Annotated in this window: 15 protein-coding genes and 1 pseudogene; 9 read left to right on the top strand and 7 right to left on the bottom strand. The window is 66.1% G+C overall.

Translation table 11 applies throughout. The features are described from left to right. Positions 1–8 precede the first annotated feature (8 nt). Complete coding sequence (locus TX76_RS11080) at positions 9–233, top strand: hypothetical protein (RefSeq protein WP_154019059.1); 225 nt, start codon at positions 9–11, stop codon at positions 231–233. A 68-nt stretch (positions 234–301) separates the two neighbouring features. Here the strand turns inward: TX76_RS11080 and ppsA are convergent, their stop codons facing one another. The 3 genes and pseudogenes from ppsA to TX76_RS11095 all read right to left on the bottom strand — a co-directional run bounded on the left by ppsA (position 302) and on the right by TX76_RS11095 (position 4005). Then, the gene (gene ppsA / locus TX76_RS11085; RefSeq protein WP_049902521.1) at positions 302–2578 is read right to left on the bottom strand and encodes a pyruvate, water dikinase; all 2277 of its coding nucleotides are present in this window, start codon (positions 2576–2578) and stop codon (positions 302–304) included. A gap of 113 nt (positions 2579–2691) precedes the next feature. Beyond that, a pseudogene (locus TX76_RS11090) lies at positions 2692–3595 on the bottom strand (PhzF family phenazine biosynthesis protein). A gap of 59 nt (positions 3596–3654) precedes the next feature. Continuing rightward, positions 3655–4005: a DUF7344 domain-containing protein gene (locus tag TX76_RS11095; protein ID WP_049902523.1), complete on the bottom strand. Its 351-nt coding sequence runs from the start codon at positions 4003–4005 to the stop codon at positions 3655–3657. Between the two features lie 255 nt (positions 4006–4260). Between TX76_RS11095 and TX76_RS11100 the strand changes: the two genes are divergently transcribed. After that, positions 4261–4956, top strand: coding sequence for a phosphoribosyltransferase (locus TX76_RS11100; protein WP_049902525.1), 696 nt, complete (start codon positions 4261–4263; stop codon positions 4954–4956). After that, positions 4938–5840, top strand: coding sequence for a prenyltransferase (locus TX76_RS11105; RefSeq protein ID WP_228842363.1), 903 nt, complete (start codon positions 4938–4940; stop codon positions 5838–5840). The genes TX76_RS11100 and TX76_RS11105 overlap by 19 nt, the downstream gene beginning before the upstream one ends. Here TX76_RS11105 and TX76_RS11110 read toward each other — a convergent pair. Continuing rightward, complete coding sequence (locus tag TX76_RS11110) at positions 5820–6635, bottom strand: DUF547 domain-containing protein (RefSeq protein ID WP_079890808.1); 816 nt, start codon at positions 6633–6635, stop codon at positions 5820–5822. The genes TX76_RS11105 and TX76_RS11110 overlap by 21 nt on opposite strands. Before the next feature lie 75 nt (positions 6636–6710). On the opposite strand from TX76_RS11110, the gene mtnP reads away from it, so the two are divergent. From mtnP to TX76_RS17620, 3 genes are all read left to right on the top strand, one after another. Continuing rightward, entirely contained in the window at positions 6711–7562 is an 852-nt protein-coding gene (gene mtnP / locus TX76_RS11115; protein WP_049902527.1) for an S-methyl-5'-thioadenosine phosphorylase, read from the top strand. Between the two features lie 80 nt (positions 7563–7642). After that, complete coding sequence (locus TX76_RS11120; protein ID WP_079890809.1) at positions 7643–9121, top strand: sodium:solute symporter family transporter; 1479 nt, start codon at positions 7643–7645, stop codon at positions 9119–9121. Then, positions 9114–9260, top strand: a complete 147-nt coding sequence (locus TX76_RS17620) for a hypothetical protein (protein ID WP_154019060.1) — start codon at positions 9114–9116, stop codon at positions 9258–9260. Before TX76_RS11120 ends, TX76_RS17620 begins: the two co-directional genes overlap by 8 nt. A 385-nt stretch (positions 9261–9645) precedes the next feature. Here TX76_RS17620 and TX76_RS11125 read toward each other — a convergent pair whose 3' ends face one another. Genes TX76_RS11125 through TX76_RS11135 form a run of 3 tightly spaced genes read right to left on the bottom strand, consistent with a single transcriptional unit; the run spans position 9646 to position 14401 of the window. Beyond that, entirely contained in the window at positions 9646–10536 is an 891-nt protein-coding gene (locus TX76_RS11125; RefSeq protein WP_049902530.1) for a segregation and condensation protein A, read from the bottom strand. Further along, positions 10529–14095, bottom strand: coding sequence for a chromosome segregation protein SMC (gene smc / locus TX76_RS11130; protein ID WP_049902533.1), 3567 nt, complete (start codon positions 14093–14095; stop codon positions 10529–10531). The genes TX76_RS11125 and smc overlap by 8 nt, the downstream gene beginning before the upstream one ends. A gap of 18 nt (positions 14096–14113) precedes the next feature. Continuing rightward, a complete protein-coding gene (locus tag TX76_RS11135; protein ID WP_049902535.1) occupies positions 14114–14401 on the bottom strand; it encodes a DUF7518 family protein in 288 nt (95 codons plus the stop codon). Positions 14402–14543: 142 nt separating this feature from the next. Between TX76_RS11135 and gatB the strand changes: the two genes are divergently transcribed. The 3 genes from gatB to TX76_RS11150 all read left to right on the top strand — a co-directional run bounded on the left by gatB (position 14544) and on the right by TX76_RS11150 (position 21537). Beyond that, positions 14544–16037 carry an Asp-tRNA(Asn)/Glu-tRNA(Gln) amidotransferase subunit GatB gene (gene gatB / locus TX76_RS11140; RefSeq protein WP_049902538.1) on the top strand — a complete coding sequence of 498 codons (1494 nt, stop codon included), beginning with the start codon at positions 14544–14546 and terminating at the stop codon, positions 16035–16037. Positions 16038–16115: 78 nt separating this feature from the next. Next, positions 16116–17282 (top strand): tryptophan synthase subunit beta, encoded by a 1167-nt coding sequence (gene trpB, locus TX76_RS11145; RefSeq protein ID WP_049902540.1) that lies wholly within the window; start codon positions 16116–16118, stop codon positions 17280–17282. Between the two features lie 154 nt (positions 17283–17436). Further along, positions 17437–21537 (top strand): DNA topoisomerase, encoded by a 4101-nt coding sequence (locus TX76_RS11150; RefSeq protein ID WP_049902541.1) that lies wholly within the window; start codon positions 17437–17439, stop codon positions 21535–21537. Positions 21538–21564 lie beyond the last annotated feature (27 nt).

The following is a 21564-nucleotide window of genomic DNA, read 5'->3' on the forward strand; positions in this document are numbered from 1 at the left end:
TCGAAATCATGATATCCTTTTCCGCCGACGTTTTCGTGATTTTCGGCACCGTGCTCGTGAGTTCGGCGTTCGCGAGCTCCCGGCTGTTCGAGTTTTTCTCCCGCATTGGCGTTCCTGGCGGGTTCTACGGCCGGGCGGTTTCGAGTTCGGTGCTCGGCGTCGGGGCGGGCCTCGTGACGACGTGGATCGTCGTGGGGCTCATCAACGCCACGACGTTCGGGGTAGGGACCTAACGCCGCAGCGCGGATGGAAAAACGGTGTATCGAGCGGCAACTCCCGATCGGCGGGCCGAACCGCCAGCTCAGCGGACGGTATCGAGAATGAGCTTCTGCTCGACCCGCTTGACCTCGTGTTGCACGTCTCGAACGGCGTCGATGTTCGCCGAGATCGAGGAGACGCCCTCGTTGACGAGGAAATCCACCATCTTCGATTTCGAGCCGGCCTGGCCACAGATGCTCGTCTCGACGTCGTGCTCGCGACAGGTCTCGATCGTCTCGCCGATGAGTTCGAGCACCGCGGGGTGGAGCTCGTCGAACCGGTCGGCGACCTGGCCGTTGTTGCGGTCCACGGCGAGGGTGTACTGGGTGAGATCGTTGGTGCCGAAGGAGGCGAAGTCGATGCCGGCCTTTGCCATCTCGCCGACGCACAGCGCGCTCGCGGGCGTCTCGATCATCACGCCCCACGACCGCTTGTCGATGTCGATGCCCGCCTCCTCCATCAGATCGCGTGCCCGCCGGACGTCCTCGACGTCGTTCACGAGCGGGAACATGATCTCGACGTTGTCGTAGCCCATCTCGTACAGCCGCCGGAACGCTTCGAGTTCGTGGACGAACACCTCGGGCGTGTCGAGGCTCCGGCGGATGCCCCGATACCCGAGCATGGGGTTGTGTTCATCGGGTTCGTCGCCGCCGCCCTGGAGCTGGCGGAACTCGTCCGTGGGTGCGTCGAGCGTGCGCACTCTCACTGGTCGAGGGTAGAACTCGTCGGCCGAGCGCCGGACGCCCTCGACGATCTCCTCGATGTAGGCGTCCTCGCCGTGGTCAGCGATGTACTTCTGTGGGGTCTTGTTCGTCGAGAGGATCATGTGCTCCAGTCGGAGAAGCCCCACTCCGTCGGCCCCCGTCGCGGCCGCGCGTTCCGCAGCTTCAGGAATCGAGACGTTGACCTTCACTTCGGTCGCGGTCATCGGTTTGACCGGGGATTGCGGGCGGACCTCCTCGACGGCGTCGCGCTCGCCGTCGGTCGTCCGGCCCTCGCGGATCGTCCCCTTGTCGCCGTCGATCGTGACGAGCTGGCCGTCCTCTAGAGTACCAGTCGCGCTCTGGGAGCCCACTACGGCAGGGACGCCGAGTTCGCGCGAGACGATGGCGGCGTGGGAGGTCATCCCGCCCTCGTCGGTCACGATGCCGCCCGCGCGCTTCATCGCGGGCACCATGTCGGGCGTGGTCATCTCGGTCACGATGAGGTCGCCCTCCTCGACCTTGTCGAGTTGGTCGAGCCGCTCGACCAGGCGAACCGGACCGCTCGCCACGCCGGGACTCGCACCGAGTCCGGTCAGAATGACTTCCTCGGCCGTCGTGTCGTCGGCACCGCTGCCGTCCGCGACGCCCGTTTCGGCCCCGGCTCCCGCGTCGGCTTCGGTGATCGTCGTGATCGGCCGCGACTGGAGCATGAACACCTCGCCGTCTACAATTGCCCACTCCACGTCCTGGGGCTCGCCGTAGTGGTCCTCGACGCGCTCGCCGAGCTCGACTAGCCTGTCGATCTCGCTCTCGTCGAGCACCTGGGCGGTGCGTTTGTCCTCGGGAACGCCCTCCGAGACGGTTTCGCCGGTCTCGCTTTTGACGTACATCGTGTTCTTCTCGGCGACCGTCACGGAGTCGAGGTCGCCGCTCGCCCGATCGATCACGTAGTTGTCGGGCGAGACCTCGCCCGCCACGACCGCCTCGCCGAGCCCCCACGCGGCCTCGATGATGAGCTCGTCCTCGCCGGTCGAGGGATGGGAGGTGAACATCACGCCCGACTTCTCGGCGTCGACCATCCGCTGGACGACCACCGCGATGTCCACTTTTTCGTGATCGAACCCCTGCTGTTCGCGGTAGTAGATCGCCCGCTGGGTGAACAGCGACGCCCAGCACTCCCGGACCCGCTCGACGAGATCCTCCTCGGTGACATTGAGGAACGTCTCCTGCTGGCCCGCGAAGGAAGCGTCCGGGAGGTCCTCGGCGGTGGCCGAGGAGCGCACCGCGACGAACGCCTCCCCGTCGTCGAGATTGCCGTAGGTTTCGACGATCTCCTCGCGGAGGTCGGCGGGCATCTCGGTGTCGAGGATGAGCTCCTCGGCGCGGGCCTGGGCCTCCGCGAGCGCGGCCGAGTCGTCGGGGTCGACGTCGACCGCCTCGAACAGTGCCTCGTCGATCCCGGTCTCCTCGATGAACGAGCGGTAGGTTCCCGCGGTGACGACGAACGCGGGCGGCACGGGCAGTCCGGCACCGGCGAGTTCGCCGAGCGACGCGCCCTTGCCGCCGACGTCGCCGATGTCGTCCTTTCCGACCTCGTCCAGCCAGAGTACGGCCATGTGGCTCAACACTCACGAACGTCGATAAAGAAAGTTCCGAACCGATCGACGGGTGCGAAGGGACACCAGGGCGGTCGCCACCTCCGAGAAGCGGTCGCCGCACGCAGCGGGGATCAGGCTTCGATGAGGTCGCTCTCGTCGATTTCGGGGACCGTCAGCTCCCCGTCGAGCGCCACCGCCGCACGCCCCCCGACCCGCCACCCGCTCGCCAGGCGGCGCGCCGTCGTCGATGCGGACCGCGACCCGGCCCGGCCGATCCACGAAGTGACCTTGCTCGAAGGTCATCTCGTTCGCCTCGACGGCGTCGAACTCTCGAAGGTAGGCCCCGACCGCCCCGCTCGCGGTGCCCGTCACGGGGTCTTCGGGAATCCCCGCGCCCGGCGCGAACATCCGGCCGTGGGCGGTCGCGTCAGCAGTCAGAGTGTCGAACGTGACGGCGTACAGCCCGGTCGCGTCGACCGTCTCGCAGAGCGTTTCGATCGTGGCCATGTCCAGTTCGCACTCGCCGAGCACCGAGAGGAAGGTGACGGGCACGACCAGGAACGGGAGTCCGGTCGAGCTCCGGGCGAGCGGCAGGTCGACGTCCGCGATCGCCGCCGGATCGACATCGAGCGCGCCGGCCACTCGCTCGGTGTCGAGATCCACGGTTTCGATGTCGGGATCGTTCTGGGTCATCCACACCCGTTCGCCGTCGATCTCGATGTCGAGCACGCCGACGTTGGTGGCGAGGCTGTGCGTGTCGTCGTCGATCGTCCCGTCCTCGCGGAGCAGCGCGTGGCTTGCGATCGTGGCGTGGCCGCAGAGATCGACCTCGGTCGACGGGGTGAAGTAGCGCACCCGGCGGTCGGCGTCGTCGGCTGGCTGGAGAAAGGCGGTCTCGCTCGCCCCGAGTTCGCGCGCGATCGCCTGCATCTCGGGTTCGGAGAGATCGTCCGCTGCTGGCACCACGCCGGCGGCGTTGCCTGCGAGCGGTTCGTCGGTGAAGGCGTCGACCAGGAGCGCCCGGACCGATTCCATACCGACGGGTCGCCGTCGGGCGTCCTCAATCCTCCGGACGGCGGTTCCGTGCTGGCGACCTATGCGCCGTCCGGGCCGGCGGCGGTCGCCGGCCGCTCGTACCGGCTGGCGAGTTCGAGATACGACATCGCCCGCTCGTGACCGTCGGCGAGGCTGGCGTGCTCGCGCTCGCGGTCGTACTCCACGAGTCCTTCCCGGTCGAGCGCCGGGAGATGGGTCCGCGCGAGATCGGCGGCGACCCGTCGGCACGCGCCGGCCACCGCCGCGATCGGCCGGCCCGACTCGGCGGCCGCGATCAGGCCGGCGAGATCACGGAGCGCGAGCCCGCCGTCGGCTTCGAGCAGGGCGTAGAGCACGTAGCGGCGACGACGCACGGCGAGGACGTCGAAGACGGCGTCGGTATCGAGCATAGCGTCGGAGTTCGGGCGGTTCGGCATAAACAGCCTGCACGCACACGCAGGGGCGTCGGACGTAGCGTTCGAGGAGGGGTTCCGAACGGACGGTCAGCAGGCGGCGGACGGCGGCCGGCGAGCGGCGGGCAGCGGGGATCGGTTCGCCGTCGCCCGGCCCACGACGAACGGCGTGTGAGGACCGATCGCCGTTCGGCGAACGGTCGACGAACAGGGTTAACCGATCCGATCACGGAGTCACGCCGGAGCACCACCATGTCCGAACTGCCGGACGATTTCACCTGCACCGTCACCAACTGGGAGTACATCTACGGTCGGTGTCGAGCGGTCGCCGACCAGGTCAAGCGCTCGGGGTTCGAACCGGAGGTGGTCGTCGCGCTCGCCCGCGGCGGCTGGTTCGCGGGCCGGTGTCTGTGTGATTTCCTCGGGCTCGACGACCTCACCAGTCTGAAGATGGAACACTACGTCGGCACCGCCGCGAAGAGCGGCGAGCCCGAGATCAGATACCCGATGCCCGAGGGGTCGGTCGAGGGCAAGGACGTGCTCATCATCGACGACATCGCCGATACTGGAGGAAGTATCGAACACGCCCACGAGTACGTCCACGACCGTGATCCCGGAGATGTGCGCACCGCGACCCTCCAACTCCTCGGCACCAGCGAGTTCGAACCCGACTACGTCGGCGAGCGCTTAGACGAGTGGGCGTGGATCGTCTACCCCTGGAACTTCATCGAGGACATGATCGACCTCGTGAGCGGCGTGATGGGGCGCACCGACCGCGAGACGGTCTCGACCGAGGCGATCCGCGACCTCCTCGCCGACCACCACGGGCTCGACCGGATCGGGATGGAGGTCGCCCAGCCGAATCGGTTGGACGAGGTGCTGGCGGAGATGCACCGCCGTGGCGTGATCGAACCCACCGACACCGACGAGTGGCGACTCGCCGGCTGACGGCTTCGCGGCTCCGGACGATGCTCTGGGCGTGCTGGAAGATGAGCCGTCCCGCACAGCTCCTCCTGGTGCTCGTCGTCTACGCGCTCGGCGCGAAGATCGCGCTGTCGAGTGGGGCGTCCGTCGACGCCACAGGGCTCGCGATCGGCGGGACGGCGCTGCTCGCCGTCGCCGCGAGCGTCCACTACGCCAACGAGTACGCCGACCACGCAACCGACGCGCTGACCGACCGCACGCCGTTTTCCGGTGGAAGCGGCGCGCTCGCTCGGACGGGACTTCCCCGAAGCCTCGCGCTCCACGCTGGGATCGCTGCGCTGGCCGTCGGGACGATCGCTGCGGTGGCCGGGATGGCTCTCGGCGTCCTTCCGCATCCCGCAGTTGCGCTGCTCGCGGTCATCGCGTGGTTCGGCTGGCAGTACTCGGTCGGGCCGCTGCGGCTCGCGTGGCGCGGCTGGGGCGAACTCGACAACGCCGCACTCGGCGGCCTCGTCCTCCCGGCGTACGGCACAGCCGTACTCGACGGCCCGGTTTGGAGAACGCTGCTCGCGTGTGTTCCCTTCTTCCTGCTCGTGTTCGCCAACCTGCTGGCGACCCAGTGGCCCGACCGCCACGCCGACGCCGCCGTCGGGAAGCGAACGCTCGTCACGCGGTGGTCGCCGCGACGACTCAGACTGTTGTACGTCGGGGCGGTCTGTCTGGCGTTCGGATCCCTGCCCGTGCTGGCGGGCGGAGCGCTCCCGGCCGTGGTCGCGGCGGCGAGCCTGGTCGTCCTACCGGTGTCAGTGTGGGGGGCTGCGGGCTACACCGAGCGTCGAGTCCCGTTCCCGAGCGTCGCCGCGATGGTGGCGCTCGTCGTCGTTCAGCTACTCGCGTGGTGTGTCTGAGCCGTCCGATCGCGAGCCCGCGAACCGCCCGAGCGAGAGCGACCAGTCGTAGGATCGATACCGGATCGCGGGCGTTGCGTCCGCCGGAACGATCCCGTGTTCGCAGAGCAGCGAGCGGATCCCGCGCCGACCGCCGAAGTCGCCGCGATACCACAGCATGTGTCGCGGCACGCGAACCACGCCGCGGTCGGGATCGTACGCGACTTCCGTTTCCAGGTAGCCCGCCGTCGCGGTGTCGAGCTGGTCGTCGATCGTCCCGTGGTCGTACGCGAGGATCGGCGGGCAGCTCTCGGCCCCGCAGTTGAGCGCGAAGTGGATCCGTGGGTCGCGACTGTCGAGACGGTGAACACGTTCGAACGTGTCCGCAGGCCGCGGGAGGTAGCCGAGGCCCAGCGAGTGTCGCGATCGCCGGAGGAGGCCGTGTTCGATGTCGTCGAGGCTCAGCTCGTGGCCCGCGACCGCGACGATCTCCGCAGCGAAGAATCGCCGCCGATCTTGGAGCTGCTCGGGCGCGGCGTCGAGCAGGAGCTGGACGTGGGCGTTGTAGACGTTCAGCCAGAAGGCGAGCCGACGGTCGTCGGTGGCGAGCGCGTCCCGAAGCGCCGCTGGTGGGAGGTCGCGGAGCGCACGCTCGTAGCGCCGGGTCGGCTCGCCGTAGCGCACCGATCGGAGGAGGGCCGCAGCCAGCGCCAACGGATCGTCGTCGGCGTCGCTAGTACGATCCGTATTCTCGGTGTGTCGAGTGTCGTCGGTGCGTTCGGTATCCGACCGATTCCCGGTGTCAGCGCGAACCACGTTCGATCGAGGGTCGGCGGCGGCATGGTCCTTTTCCCGTCATGTTTTAGCCACGCACACGCGATCGAACGGTGTATGATCGGCATCATCGGCGGCAGCGGGATCTACGAGGCGTTTGATCTCGAAAACGTCCGCGAGGAAGGAGTCACGACACCGTTCGGCGACCCGAGCGCACCGATCACGGTCGGCGAACTTCAGGGGACGGATGTCGCCTTCCTCCCACGACACGGCCGCGATCACCAGTTCTCGCCCACCGATGCACCGTATCGGGCGAACGTCCACGCCCTCAAGCAGCTCGGCGTCGAGCGCGTGCTCGCGACCAACGCCGTGGGAAGTCTCCGCGACGACCTCCCGCCGCAAACCCTCGTGGTGCCCGACCAACTGTTCGACCGGACGCGCCACCGGCCGTACACCTTCTTCGACGACGGGATGGTGGTCCACATGGAGTTCGCCGAGCCGTACTGCCCACACATGGCCGAGCATCTCGTCACGTCGGCCGACGCGGCCACCGACGACGGCGCACGCGAGGGCGGGACCTACGTCTGCATCGAGGGACCACAGTATTCGACGAAGGCCGAATCGGAGTGGTTCCGCGAGCAGGGCTGGGATCTCGCCGGCATGACCGCGGTCCCGGAGGCAAAGCTCGCCCGCGAGGCCGAACTGTGCTACGCGACCATCACCGGGATCACCGACTGGGGCGTGTGGAAGGGCGCAGTCGATGATCGGCTCGGCGACGTCCTCGAAAACGCCGCCGCGAACGAACAAGCGATCAACGCCACTCTCGAACGCGCGATCCGGACGCTGCCCAACGAACGTGAGTGTTCCTGTGAGCACGCTCTGGAGGGGACGATCAACACCCCGAGCGAGGCGATCCCCGACGCAACGAAAGAGCGCGTCGACCTGCTCGCCGGCGGGTATCTCGACTGAGTACGACGGTCATCCGTCGTCCCTCGCTGTTACAAGGCAGGGACAGCCCTTATCCATCTTTGGACGAACCATGTTTTGTCATGGCTAATACAGTTGTTGGCTACGTGATGGTAGCGCTCTTTTCGCTCGTGTTACTTGGCATCGGTCTCTACTCCGCACGCGGAAACGTGGTCGATTTCGACGATTACTCCGTCGCCGGCCGGAACGTGGGGCTCGGCCTCGGCATCGGCACGCTGCTGGCGTCGTGGGTCACCGCCAGCACCATCATCGCGGCTCCACAGATCGCCTACCAGCTCGGCTATCTCGGGGCGATCGGCTACGCGATGGGCGGCCTCGGGCTGGTCTTTTTCGCGCCGATGGCCAAACGACTCCGGCGGATGATGCCGGAGGGGACCACGGTGACGGACTTCTTTCTCGCGCGGTACGACAGGAAGAACTACTACCTGTTCATGGTGTTTTTCTTCACCTTGATCTTCATGAACAGCGCACAGCTCCCCATCGCGGCGGGCACGCTGCTGGACGTCATCTTCGATATTCCCTACCACGTTGGGATGCTCGCCGCGACGGTCCCCGTGTTGATCTACGTGCTTTCGGGCGGCCTCCGGGCGTCGATCTCGACGGACTACCTCCAGACGCTCGGTATCATCGTGCTCCTGTTGGTGTTCGTTCCGCTGGTGCTGTTCACCGTCTCGCCGAGTCAGATCGTGGATGGAATGGCGGCCGCGGACCCGGCGACGGTCTCGCTGACCGCCCCTGAAGGGCTGCTCTGGGCGCTCTCGGCCGTCTTTTTCCTGTTCGGGCTGATCCTGATGCTCAACTCCTTCTGGCAGCGGCTGTTCTCGTTCGACGAGGATCAGGTGACGAAGGCGTACGTCATCGCCGGTATCGCGTGGGCGGCGATTCCGCTGCTCACCGGGATCTTCGGCTTCGTGGCGCGGGCACGGGGGATCGCGGTCGAGAGCCTCAACAACGTCGCGCCGCTGGTGATCGAACAGCTGTTTCCGCCGACGCTCGTGGTGGCGTTTGCGGTCCTCGTCTATCTCGCGTTCTCGTCGAGTCTCGACACCCGCATCAACGGGATGGCGGTGCTGTCGGCTCACGAGCTGTACTACAAGCATTTCAATCCCGACGCGAGCAACCAGCGGATGGTGCGTGCCGGGCGAATCGCAACCGCGGTGTTCGGCGTCGTCATCCTCACCATCGGGTGGGCGCGACCGGCGCTGATCGACATCATCGTGGTGTTGTCGCCGATCAACGCGGCGTACGTGCCGGCGTTCGTGCTGGGCGTGTTCTGGAAGAAGACCTCCTCGGACGCGGTGTTCGTCGGCACGCTGCTGGCCTCGCTGTTCGGGATCTACGGCACGCTCGGTCCGTTCCTCGGCCTCTGGCAGCCGCCGGACCTCCCCATCAACACCGAGTACATGACGACGATGATCTGTTTCGTGCTTTCGACGGGGATCATCGTCGGCGGGTCACTGCTGTTCCCCGACTCCTACGACTTCGACCGGTTGGCATCCGTCAAATCGAGCACGAGCACGGGGGAGCCTGCCGATGATTAGCGCACCCGTGCTGGCGATCACCGGCGGCAGCGCGTTCCTCACTGCGTGGGCCGTGATCTCGCTGCTGGTGGTCGCCGTGACGTTCGTGATAATGCTCCGGGCGACCTACATCGAATGGCAGAACGGAACACTCTGGTGAGAACGGGTCTCCCGCGCTGATCGGGCCGTCCGGACGGTTCGGCGAGGCCGCTACTGAATTTTTCTGGTCGGTGAGTACCGTCGCTGGCCGCCACAGACGCCACGAAACCTGCCGATGGCGAGCGACCTGTGAGCCGAACTCACGACCGGCCATCGTCGCGGACGTATTCGAGCGCCGCGACGAACTGATCGAGGTCGATCCGATCCTCGGTTTCGGACAGACGCTCTCGGATGCGCTCCGGTGTCATGGCCAGTGTTATCATACATCTCCGAGAGATATGACTCTTTCGCCGGTCGACATCGCACTGCCCACGTCGGAGTCTCACGCGTCCAGGCAGCCTCTCATCCGGCGATCGAACCGCCGCATCGCCGGAGCGTCGAGCGTATCAGTCCGCGATCGCTTCGGTCGAGCCGGCGTCGGCTGCCGGGTTCTGGATCCAGAGGTCGCCGAACAGTTCGTCCTGTTCGAGCCGGACGTGCCCCCGGTGTGAGAGAAAGAGCACGGCGAGGAAGGTTTCGACGCGCGAGCCGCCCGCTTCCTCGATCTCGGCGTAGAGTACCTCCTCGCGCCCGGCGTCGTACTGGGTTCTGAGGACGCGCTGGACGTCCGCGATGATGGCTTCGATGTCCTCGCCGTGGGCCGTGGCCGTGACCTCGGCCTCGGTCGGCTCGTCGTCGACCCGGAGATCGTCGCCTGACCGGTACTCCACCGTTTGGGTCCCGCGCTGGAACCCCTTCGGCGAGCCGTCGGTGTCGTAGGTTCGGGACTCCTTCCACCACGAGTCGCGTTCTGCCTCGCGGAGCTCCCGCACGAGCTCGTCGAGCGTCTCGGGCGTCCCGCGGGCCTGTTTCCGGTCGAGCCGGCGGTCCATCTCGTCTTCGAGCGCGGCCACCGGATCGGGGCCGAACTCGTCGTCGCCGTCGCCTTCAGCCCCACCCCACGCTTCCTCCCACGGCTCGGGCGCGGGGTCGGGCTCCGGCTCGTCGGGTTCGAGCAGCGCGTCGCTTTTCATCCGGAGGAGCACGCTCGCGTAGAACAGCGCCCGACCGGAAGTCCGGAGGTCGGCAGCGTCGAGCCGCGAGAGGAAGGCGTCGGTGACCTCGACCACGTCGATGTCCCACGGCTCGATCTCGCCCTCTTCGGCCAGCCTGACGAGCAACTCGACCGGTTCAACCTCCTCGTCGGCCTCGTCCGCATCGCCGTCGGTCTCGCCGGCAGCGTCGTCGGTCGCTTCCGCCACACCCGCCGGGGTCGCGGGATCGGCCGGCTCAGTCATCCGCCGGGACCTCCTGGGCTCCGAGTTCGATCCCCGTCACCGCCGAGACGTTGTCGCCCTGCATCGTGACGCCGATCGCGCGCTCGGAGCGTTCGAGCATCGCCGAGCGGTGGCTGACCACGATGAACTGGGCCTCGCTCGCGAGCTCGTCGACCAGTTCGCCGACGCGTTCGGCGTTGGCCGCATCGAGGAACGCGTCGATCTCGTCGAGCGCGTAGAACGGTGCGGGGTTGTGACGCTGGATCGCGAAGATAAAGGCGAGCGCGGTGAGCGATTTCTCGCCGCCGCTCATCGCGTCGAGGCGCTGGATCGGCTTATCGCCCGGTTGGGCCTTCATCGTCAGCCCGCCCTCGAAGGGATCTTCGGGGTCTTCGAGGTGAAGGGTCCCCGACCCGGCGGAGAGCCGCTCGAAGATCGACTCGAACTGGTCGTTGATCGCTTCATAGGAGTCCATGAACGTCCCCTTCTTCTGGGCCTCGTAGGACTCGATCCGCTCCTCGATCCCGTCGCGCTCGTCGGTCAAGGTGTCTTTCTTGTCGGTGAGGTCCGCGAGATCCGCCTCGACGGCGTCGTACTCGTCGATCGCGAGCATGTTGACGGGCTCCAGTTCCTCCATCGCGCCCTCGATCCGCGAGATCTCGCGTTCGACCTCGTCGTGGTCCGGGATCTCGTCGGCGTCGTACTCGCCGACCGTCGCGGCGAGCTCGTCGATCTCCCAGTCGAGACGCTCGGCGGTCTCGCGCCGGTCGTCGAGGGCGTCTGCGGCCTCGTCCACGATCTCCTGCTGTTCGTCGCGGGCCGCCCGTGCGTCCTGGAGTTCCTCCTTCAGCTCGGCGCGGTCCTCCTTCAGTTCGGCGAGCTCGTCCTCCAACTCGGCGACGGCAGCCTCCTTCTCGTCGAGGGTGTCCTCGCGCTCGTCGATCTCGGCTTCGAGCTCTTCGATCCGCTCCTCGTTTTCGGCCTTGCGATTCTGTGCGGTTTCGAGCGTTTCGTGAAGATCGTCGATCGAGTCCTCGGCGTACTCCTTCTCCAGCTGAAGCTCGTTCAGCCGGCCGTCGAGATCGTCCATCCGGTCCTCGCGGTCGTCGATCTCGCCCTCGATCGCGTCGGCCTCCTCGGTGAGTTCCGGCACGTCCGAATCCGCAAGCTCGCCCTCCAGGTCGGCGATCTCGCCCTCGATCTCGTCGATCCGGTCGTCGTGATCGCCGATCGCGCTTTCGAGGTCGCCCATCTCCTCGTCGACCTCTTCGCGGGCGGTCTCGATCTCGTCGATCTCGGTTTCGAGCGAGGCGATCCGCTCCTCGACCTCCTCGCGCTCGCGCTCTTTGGCCTCGATGTCGGCCTCGACCTCCCGCACTTGCTCGGCGGCCGCAGAGCGCCGTTCGCGCGCGTCGTCGAGGCGTTCTTCGACATCGCGCACTGCCTCCTTCGCCTCGCGGCGCTTCTCTTCGAGCTCCGCCACCCGATCCGCGACCCGTTTCAGTCGTCCTTCGCTCGATCCGAAGGAGTACCGCGACCCGCTCTTCGAACCCCCGGTCATCGCGCCGCTCTTCTCGACGAGTTCGCCCTCCAGGGTGACGAGGCGATAGTCGCCCATCAGCTCCCGCGCGGTCGCCATCTCCTCGACCACGAGCGTGCTCCCGAGGACGTACGAGAACACGCCCGCGTACTCGGTGGGATAGTCGACGAGGTTCGCGGCGAAATCCACTACGCCCTCTTGGCCAGGCAGCTGTGGCAGCGAGCGCTGGTGCATCTCGGTCAGCGGGAGGAAGGTCGCCCGGCCCGCGTTCCGGGACTTGAGATACTCGATCGCACGTTCGCCCACACCGTCGTCGTCGACCACGACGTGGGCCAGTCGCCCGCCGGCGGCGGTCTCACACGCGGTCGCGTACTCCGGATCGACGCCGCCGAGCTGGGCGATCGTGCCATGAATCCCGTCGAGGTCGGCATTGAGAACCGTCGACACCGCCCGGCCGTACGACGAACCGCTCTCGTCGGTCTTGGCTTCGAGATCGGCGTATTTCTGTTGGGCGGCCCGCAGGTCCTCCTCGACCTCGTCGAGATCCTCGTTGCGCTCGCGTTTCTCGGTTTTGAGGTCCGCAACGACGTCCTCGATGTTTTCCTCGTTCGTTGCGGCCTTCTCGCGTTCGTCCTCCAGATCGTCGATCGCAGCCTCGATCTCGGGGATTTTCTCGCGTGCCTCGTCGAGTTCGGACTCGGTTTCGTCCTGCTCGGTCGAGCGCCGCCGCGCCGCGTCGAGCAGTCGGTCCTGCTCGCGCTGTTTCTCGTTCTTTGCGCTCTTCTCGGCTTCGAGCGCCTCGCGTTGCTCCGCGAGATCGGCCTTCAGCTCGTCGTACGCGGTGTCGGTCGCCTCGATTTCGGCTTCGACCTCGGCGAGATCGTTCCCCAGATCCTCGATCTCGGTCGCGATCGACGACTTCTCGACTTTCACACCCCGAATATCGCCGTCGAGTTCGTCGACGGTCTCCTGCTTGCGGTCGATCTCCACGAACGCCTGGCGGCGCTCGTTCTCTGCGTCCTCGATACGCTCTTCGGCGGTTTCGATCTTGTCCTCTAGACGACCGATCTCGCCTTTGACCTCCTCGATCTCCCGTTTGATCGCGAGCTGCTCGTCCTCACCCTTCCGTTCGATCTCGGTGTTGAGGTCGTCGAGGTCGCTTTCGAGTCTGGAGACGCGACCCTCGCGCTCGTCGAGTTCGCGCCGGAGCTCCGCGAGTTCGTCCTCGCGCTCGTCGATCGCCTCGCGGGTGTCGGCGAGCGCCTCGCGTTTTTCCTCCAGTTCGGCGGCCTTCCGATAGCTCTCGTACTCCTCCTTCTCGTCGCGGAGGTCCTGATATTCGAGTGCCGTCTCGCGCTCGTCCTCCAGTTGGTCGAGCCGCTCTTCTTTCTCCTCGATCCGGAGTTCGGCCTCCTCGATCCGGCCCTCGACCACTTCGAGCTCCTCGAAGGCATCCTCCTTTTTGGCGTCGAACGCCGCGACGCCCGCGATCTCGTCGATGATCTCGCGGCGCTCGCCCGCGGTCATGTTGATGATCCCCGTGACGTCGCCCTGCATCACGACGTTGTACCCCTCCGGGGTGACGCCGGCCTGCGCGAGCAGGTCCTGGATATCGGCGAGGTTCACCGACCGGCCGTTGATGTAGTAGTAGGAGTAGTAGTTGTCCTCGGTCTGTTTGACCCGGCGCTTGATCGTGATCTCCTCGACATCCCCCACGTCCTCGGTACCGGCGGCGCTCTCGACCTCGGCGCGGGTGAGGGTGCCGTCGCCGTTGTCGAGGACGACCGCGACGCTCGCCTCGCGCGTGCCACTGACCCCATCGCCCTCCTCGTGCGCGGGGTTGTAGATTAGGTCGGTGAGCTTCCGTGCGCGAATCCCTCGGGTGCGGGCGAGGCCGAGCGCGAACAGTATGGCGTCGATGATGTTCGACTTGCCCGAGCCGTTCGGTCCGCTGACGGTAGTGAAATCCTCGTAGAAGGGGATTCGGGTCTTCCGGCCGAAACTCTTGAAGTTGTCTAAGACGAGCGTCTTGATGTTCATGGGGTGCTCGTGGGGGCGTTACGCGACGATGATATCGTCGGCCTCCGTCGTATCTTCCGTCTCGTCTTCGGTGCGCTTATCTCCTTCGACAGCCGCCTCGACGGCGCTCTCTTCGGACGAATCCGTCTCCGCCTCGGGCGTCGTCCCGACGCCGGCCTCGATATACTCGTCCGATTCGTCGGCACCGTCGGCTTCGAGCTCGCGGAGTCGATCCCTGGTCTCGACGAGCTCCTCGGTGAGGCCGTCCAGCGTGGCTTCGAGTTCAGTAACCCTCGATTCGAGTTCCTCGACGCGATTGCCCGACATACCTCTCAAAGCCCGTCCCACGCCAATAAACGTGCGTCAGACGATTATCGAACTTCCGTCATTTCTGAGGGCGAAACGTACTGCAATCGGGTCGAACGGCGATGGCGTCACGTTTTAGCGGGTGCGGACGAACACGGCCACAATGACTGCCCACGCCGCCACGGCGCGCGAACACGCCGTCGTCATCGGGCTCGAAGTCCACGTCCAGCTCGAAACCGATAGTAAGGTGTTCTGTGGCTGTGGCACGGACTTCGAGGACGACGACCCCAACTCCCATACCTGTCCGACGTGTCTCGGCCTGCCCGGCGCGCTCCCGGTGCTGAACGAGGCGGCGGTCGAGGCCGGGCTCAAGCTCGCCGCCGCGATCGACGCCGACGTGCCCGAGACCACCCAGTTTCACCGGAAGAACTACTACTACCCCGATCTCCCGAAGAACTTCCAGATCACCCAGTACGACTCCCCGCTCTGTGAGAACGGCGCACTCACCGTCGCGATCGAGGACGACGAGCGGGAAATCGCGATCGAGCGCGCCCATCTCGAAGAGGACCCCGGCAGCCTCCAGCACGCCGGCGGAAGCGGCGGGATCGACACCGCCGAATACACCCGCGTGGACTACAACCGCGCGGGCGTCCCGCTGATGGAGATCGTGACCGAGCCCGACTTCCGGGGGCCTGAGGAGGTCAGAGCCTTCCTCGCGAAACTCACTGAGGTCCTCGAATACCTCGACGTGTTCGACAGCTCGCGGGACGGATCGCTCCGGGTGGACGCCAACATCTCGCTCGTGCCTGGCGAGGACATCGACGCCGACGGGACGATCGGGATCGAGGCGCTCGCGGCGGCCAACCGAACCGAGGTCAAGAACATTTCAAGCCACAAGGGCGCTGAGAAGGCGCTCGCCTACGAGGTCACGCGCCAGCGCAACGCGCTCCAGCGCGATCGGACGGTCGAACAGGAGACCCGCCACTGGGACGAATCGCGGGGTGTGACGGTCTCGATGCGCTCGAAGGAAGCCGAGAAGGACTATCGCTACTTCGCCGAGCCGGATCTCCCCGTGCTCCAGGTCGCCGACCGGGCTGAGGCGGTCGAGATTCCGGAGCTCCCCGACGCCAGACGCGAGCGGTTCCGGGAGGGGTACGGTCTGAGCTCTGCGGCGGCCCGGAAGCTCACCTCGTCCCGCGAGGTCGCGGACTTCTACGAACGGGTGGCCGACCGTTTCGATCCCGACGTCGCGGCGTCGTGGGTTGCCGACACCCTCCTGGGCGAGCTCAACTACCGCGACATGCGAATCGGGAACGTCGAGGACCGACTCGACGAGTTCGTTCGATTGGTCGAGCTCGCCGAAACGGGCGAAATCACCGAGAAGAACGCCGAAGAGGTCGTTCTGCGTGCGATGCTCGACGAGGGGCTGAGCCCGGACGACGTGATCGAGCGCGAGGGTCTCGGGGCCACCGGCGAGGACGAGATCGAGCGCGCGGTCGCGACCGCGATCGACGAGAACCCCGGTGCGGTCGAGGACTACCACGCGGGTGATGACGGCGCACTCAACTTCCTCGTCGGCCAGGTCATGGGGGCCACAGGGGGAAGCGCCGATCCGGGCACGGTGAACCAACTGCTCCGCGACGAACTCGACGGCTGAGTTCCCGGGAGCGAGACGACAGCGACGGATCGCATAGCCGGTATCTCTTTGTACGATACTGGCGAGGAGTGGCGTACGATGAGCAACGACGACGCGGAGCACGTGGGTGAGTTCGGGAACTTCGGCGGGCGACACGTCCCGCCGGTCATGGACGAACCGCTCGACCAACTCTCGGCAGCGTTCGACTCGATCGCCAGTACCGAGGAGTTTCAGACAGAGTTCCGGTCGATCCTCGAAGACTTCGCGGGACGACCCACGCCGCTGTTTCACGCCGAGCGTCTCTCGGAGCGCTACGGGGCCGAGATCTACCTCAAGCGGGAAGACCTGCTCCACGGCGGCGCGCACAAGATCAACAACGCGATCGGGCAGGCGCTGCTCGCGGAGAAGGCGGGCAAATCCCGCCTGATCGCCGAGACCGGGGCGGGCCAGCACGGCACCGCGGCCGCGATGGTTGGCGCGCTGTTCGGCCTCGACACCGAGATCTACATGGGCCAGAAAGACATCGAGCGCCAGCGGATGAACGTCTTCAGGATGCGGCTGATGGGCGCTGAAGTCAACGAAGTGACCCGTGGCGGCGCGGGTCTCGCGGATGCGGTCGACGCTGCCCTCGAAGACTTCGCGCAGAACGTCGACGACACCCACTACCTGGTGGGGTCGGTCGTGGGGCCGGATCCGTTCCCGCGGATGGTTCGGGAGTTCCACTCGACCATCGGCAACGAGGCCCGCGAGCAGTTCCGGAAGCGGACCGGCGACCTCCCCGATGCGGCTGTGGCGTGTGTCGGCGGCGGGTCGAACGCGATGGGGCTGTTCGACGCCTTCCGCGACGACCCCGTGACCTTCTACGGCGCAGAGGGTGGCGGCGAGGGTGGCGACTCGAAGCGTCACGCCGCGCCGCTTGCGGCGGGGACCGACGACGTGCTCCACGGGATGCAGACGCGAGTGATCGACGACGACACCGAGGTCCACTCGATCTCGGCGGGCCTCGACTACCCCGGTGTCGGCCCCGAACACGCGATGTTCCAGGCGGTCGGCCGGTGTGAGTACCGCGCGGTTCCCGACGACGACGCGCTCGCGGCGTTCCGGGAGCTGAGCGAGACCGAGGGGATCATCCCGGCGCTCGAAACCGCTCACGCGCTCGCACTGACGAAGGAGATCGCGGCAGAGCACGACACGATCCTCGTGAACCTGAGCGGTCGCGGCGACAAGGACATGGCGACCGCGGCCGAGCAGTTCGACCTCGGATGAGTACCCCGACCGGCCGGCCGCTACGAAACCAACGAATCGGCCGCTACGGCCGCGCAGGCGTCCGGGCGCGTCCGCGCTGTCTCGTGGTTTGCGAAAGGTTTAGGGAGAGTATCGACCTACCCTCACCAATGACGCGAGGGGGTTCGGTCGCCGGATGGAGCTGATCATCACCGAGAAGGAAACCGCCGCCAGAAACATCGCGGAGATCCTGAGCGGCGAGAGCGCGGACGTCGAGCGGCGCAACGGTGTCAACGTCTACAAGTGGGGCGGCCGACGGTGCGTGGGGCTCTCGGGCCACGTCGTCGAGAACGACTTCCCGCCGGAGTACGCGAACTGGCGCGATGTCGAACCCGTCGAACTCATCGACGCCGAGGTGGTCGTCGAGCCACACGAGAGCCGCGAGAACATCGTCCGTACCCTCCGGCTGCTCGCTCGGGACGCCGACGGCGTCATCATCGCCACCGACTACGACCGCGAGGGGGAACTCATCGGCAAGGAAGCCCACGACATCGTCCGAGACGTGACCGACGCCCCGATCCGGCGCGCACGCTTCTCGTCGTTCGCCGAGCCCGAGGTGCGTGAGGCGTTCGACGATCTCGACGATCTCGATTTCGATCTCGCGGCCGCCGGGGAGGCGCGCCAGGAGATCGACCTCGTCTGGGGCGCAGCACTCACTCGCTTTCTGTCGCTGTCGGCGAAACAGATGGGCAGCGACTTCATCAGCGTCGGGCGGGTCCAGTCGCCGACCCTCAAGCTGATCGTCGACCGTGAGCGCGAGATCGAGGCGTTCGATCCCGACGACTACTGGGAGCTGTTCTGCGACCTCGAAAAGGACGACGAGCGCTTCGAGGCCCAATACTTCTACGACGACGACGGCAGCGAGGCCGAGCGAATCTGGGACGAGGACGTGGCCGAAACGGTCTACGACGACCTCCGCGGGGCGAGCACGGCAACAGTCGAGGAAGTTCGCCGACGGACGCGAACCGACGACCCACCAGCCCCGTTCAACACCACCCAGTACATCCGTGCCGCGAGCTCGCTCGGCTACTCCGCCCAGCGCGCGATGAGCCTCGCCGAGGAGCTCTACACCGCGGGGTACATCACCTATCCCCGGACCGACAACACAGTGTACCCCGACGATCTCGATGTCGAGGAACTCCTCGGCGAGTTCACCGACCATCCCGAGTTCGGGGACGATGCCGACGCGCTGCTGGAAGGCGAGCCGACACCCACAGAGGGCGACGAGGAGACCACCGATCACCCACCGATCCACCCCACGGGAGAGCTTCCGTCGACGACTGAACTCGGTGACGACGAGCGTACGGTGTACGAACTCGTCGTCCGGCGTTTCTTCGCGACCGTGGCCGACCCCGCCGAGTGGGAACACCTCCGGGTGACCGCCGTGGCCGGCGACCACCAGTTGAAGGCCAACGGCAAGCGCCTGCTGGAGCCGGGGTATCACGCGGTCTACCCCTACGTCGACTCCACCGAGAACCACGTGCCGGACGTCGAGGAGGGCGACGAGCTGCCGGTGAGCGACGTCCGGAGCGAGGCCAAGGAAACGCAGCCGCCGCGCCGGCGCGGCCAGTCGCGGCTGATCGAGACGATGGAGTCGAAGGAGATTGGGACGAAGTGCTTGACAGGAGACACTCCGATACTCACCGAACGTGACGGGGGCATCGTTCGCGTTCCGATCCGAGAAGCGTTCGAGAACGGTCGCGTTGCCCTCTCGGACGGTGACACGGACATTGCCATCAACGAAACCGGCCCGAAGACGCTATCGTTCGACGAGTCCGATGGACGGGTTGCCGAACGGACGCAAACGCTCGTCAGCGAGCGTCCGCTGCGGACGGACGAGCAGGTTCACGACGTGACGACGACTGCCGGATCGTTCTCCGCGACGGGCGAACACCCCGTGTACAAGCGAACGGACGAGGGTATCGAACTGGCTCGCGTCGCCGAACTCGCGCCGGGCGACGAGTTGCTGTCCGCCCGACGGTCTGTGGGCGGGAACATCGGTGCGGTTGGGACTATCGCAACATGGGAGGAGTTCGCTGCGTCCTGCGATATCTCGACGAAACTCTACGGAACTGCCTGCAACGCAACACTCCGTGAACACAGAACGGCGACCAATGAAACACAGGTAGAACTCGCCGAGCGACTCGGCACGGACCGAACACACATCAGTGCCTACGAAAACGACCGCCGAGACGTGCCGGCCTGGATACTGGGCAAACTGGGAATACGACCGCCGAAACTCCATGGATTGAATTACGACTGTGCGTTCGACAACCCCTTTCCCATCGAGTGGTGTCCTGCGGTCGCCAGGGTGTTTGCGAATCTTCTCGGCGACGGTTCGGTTCACATCAACGAGGCCGAGAACGTCGTCGACATCAGGTATCACAACACCGATCGGCGTCTGATCGAACGCTTTTCCGATGACATCGAGTCGATATTCGGATTTCGGCCGACCATCAGCGAGCAAGACGGCCACGAAGCACACCATCGATCGAAATATCAGGTGCGGATACCCGGAGCAGTCGGTCGGGTACTGGTGTACGTGCTCGATACCGTGACCGAGAACGGCTGTCCACGCGTTCCGGAGCCGCTCCAGCCAGCGTTCATCGGTGCGCTGTTCGACGATGAGGGTCACATTTCGACCGACGCCAAGGCGTTCGTCTCGAATATCGACCACGACCTGCTCCGCGGCGTCGCCGAGATGTTGTCCCAGCACGATATCGATTCGGCTCTTGCCGAGAACCAGCACAAGCTCTACATTCGCGGCCGGAAGCGGTTGGAACCGTTCCTCGATACGGTACCGATTGCTGCCGACGAGAAGTTCTATCGCGGGCTACAAGCGCTGAAGCGGTACGACGTCACGGAGCACAACGCTCGGCTGCTCCGAGCGATGGCGGAACGACCGCGAACGTCGGAGGAACTCGCCGCCGTTGTCGGCCTATCGCGCGGGCGCGTCAACGCACTCCTCCGTGAGTTTCGGGCGGCCGGATTCGTCCAGAGACATATCGAGGGAAGCAACCGGAGTCACGACGGAAACCGAACGATTCGCTACTCGACGAATGAGTTTTCTGATTCCATCTACGCTACGGTACTCGGCAGCCCCGCGACAGCAACGGTGGCGTCGGTCGAAGAGCGTGACTATGACGGGCCGGTGTACGACCTGACCATTGACGAGGAAGCCCCGAACTTCGCCGTCGAAGGCGGTGTCATCGTCCACAACTCGACCCGCCACAACACCATCGAGAAGCTCTACGACCGGGGGTACATCGAGAACGACCCGCCCCAGCCGACGACGCTCGCGAAGGCGGTCGTCGACGCCAGCGAGCGCTTCGCCGAGCAGGTCGTGAGCGAGGCGATGACCGAACGGCTCGAAGCCGACATGGACGCGATCGCGAGCGGCGAAATCACCCTCGACGAGGTGACCGACGAGTCCCGCGAGATGCTTGCGACCGTTTTCGAGGAACTCCACGACTCGCGCGAGGCGATCGGCGACTACCTCCGGAACTCGCTCAAGGTCGACAAGACCCTCGGGCCGTGTCCCGACTGCGGGGCGGCCCTGCTCGTCCGCCGGAGTCGTCACGGCTCGTACTTCGTGGGCTGTGACGGCTACCCCGACTGCGAGTTCACCCTGCCGCTGCCCTCTTCGGGCAAACCGGTGATCCAGGAGGAAACCTGCGACGAGCACGAACTTCGGGCAGTGAAGATGCTCGACGGCCGGAACACGTTCGTCCACGGCTGTCCGATCTGTGCCGCTGAGGACGCCGACGAAACCGAGGATCGCGTGATCGGTGCGTGTCCCGAATGCGGCGGTGAGAAGGACAATGATGAGGAGGGTGGCGAACTCGCGATCAAGTCCCTCCGGACGGGATCGCGTCTCGCCGGCTGTACACGGTATCCCGATTGTGAGTACTCGCTCCCGCTCCCGCGCCGCGGCGAAATCGAGGTCACCGACGAGTACTGCGAGGAGCACGCATTGCCCGAGCTCGTGGTCCACTCGGGCGACGATCCGTGGGAACTCGGCTGTCCGGTGTGCAACTATCGGGAGTATCAGGCGCGCCAGGCGGCCACCGATCTCGAAGACCTCGACGGCCTGGGGGCGAAGACCGCCGAAAAACTCGCCGCCGTCGGGATCGACAGTCTGGACGACCTCCGCGAGGGCGAGGCCGACGCGGTCGCCGCCGAGGTCCAGGGCGTGAGCGCCGACAACGTCCGAAAATGGCAGGCGAAGGCGGACTGAGCCGTGTTCCTCTCTACTGGCCCGTCG

The sequence above is a fragment of the Halococcus agarilyticus genome (genome assembly GCF_000334895.1).
GTDB lineage: Archaea > Halobacteriota > Halobacteria > Halobacteriales > Halococcaceae > Halococcus > Halococcus agarilyticus.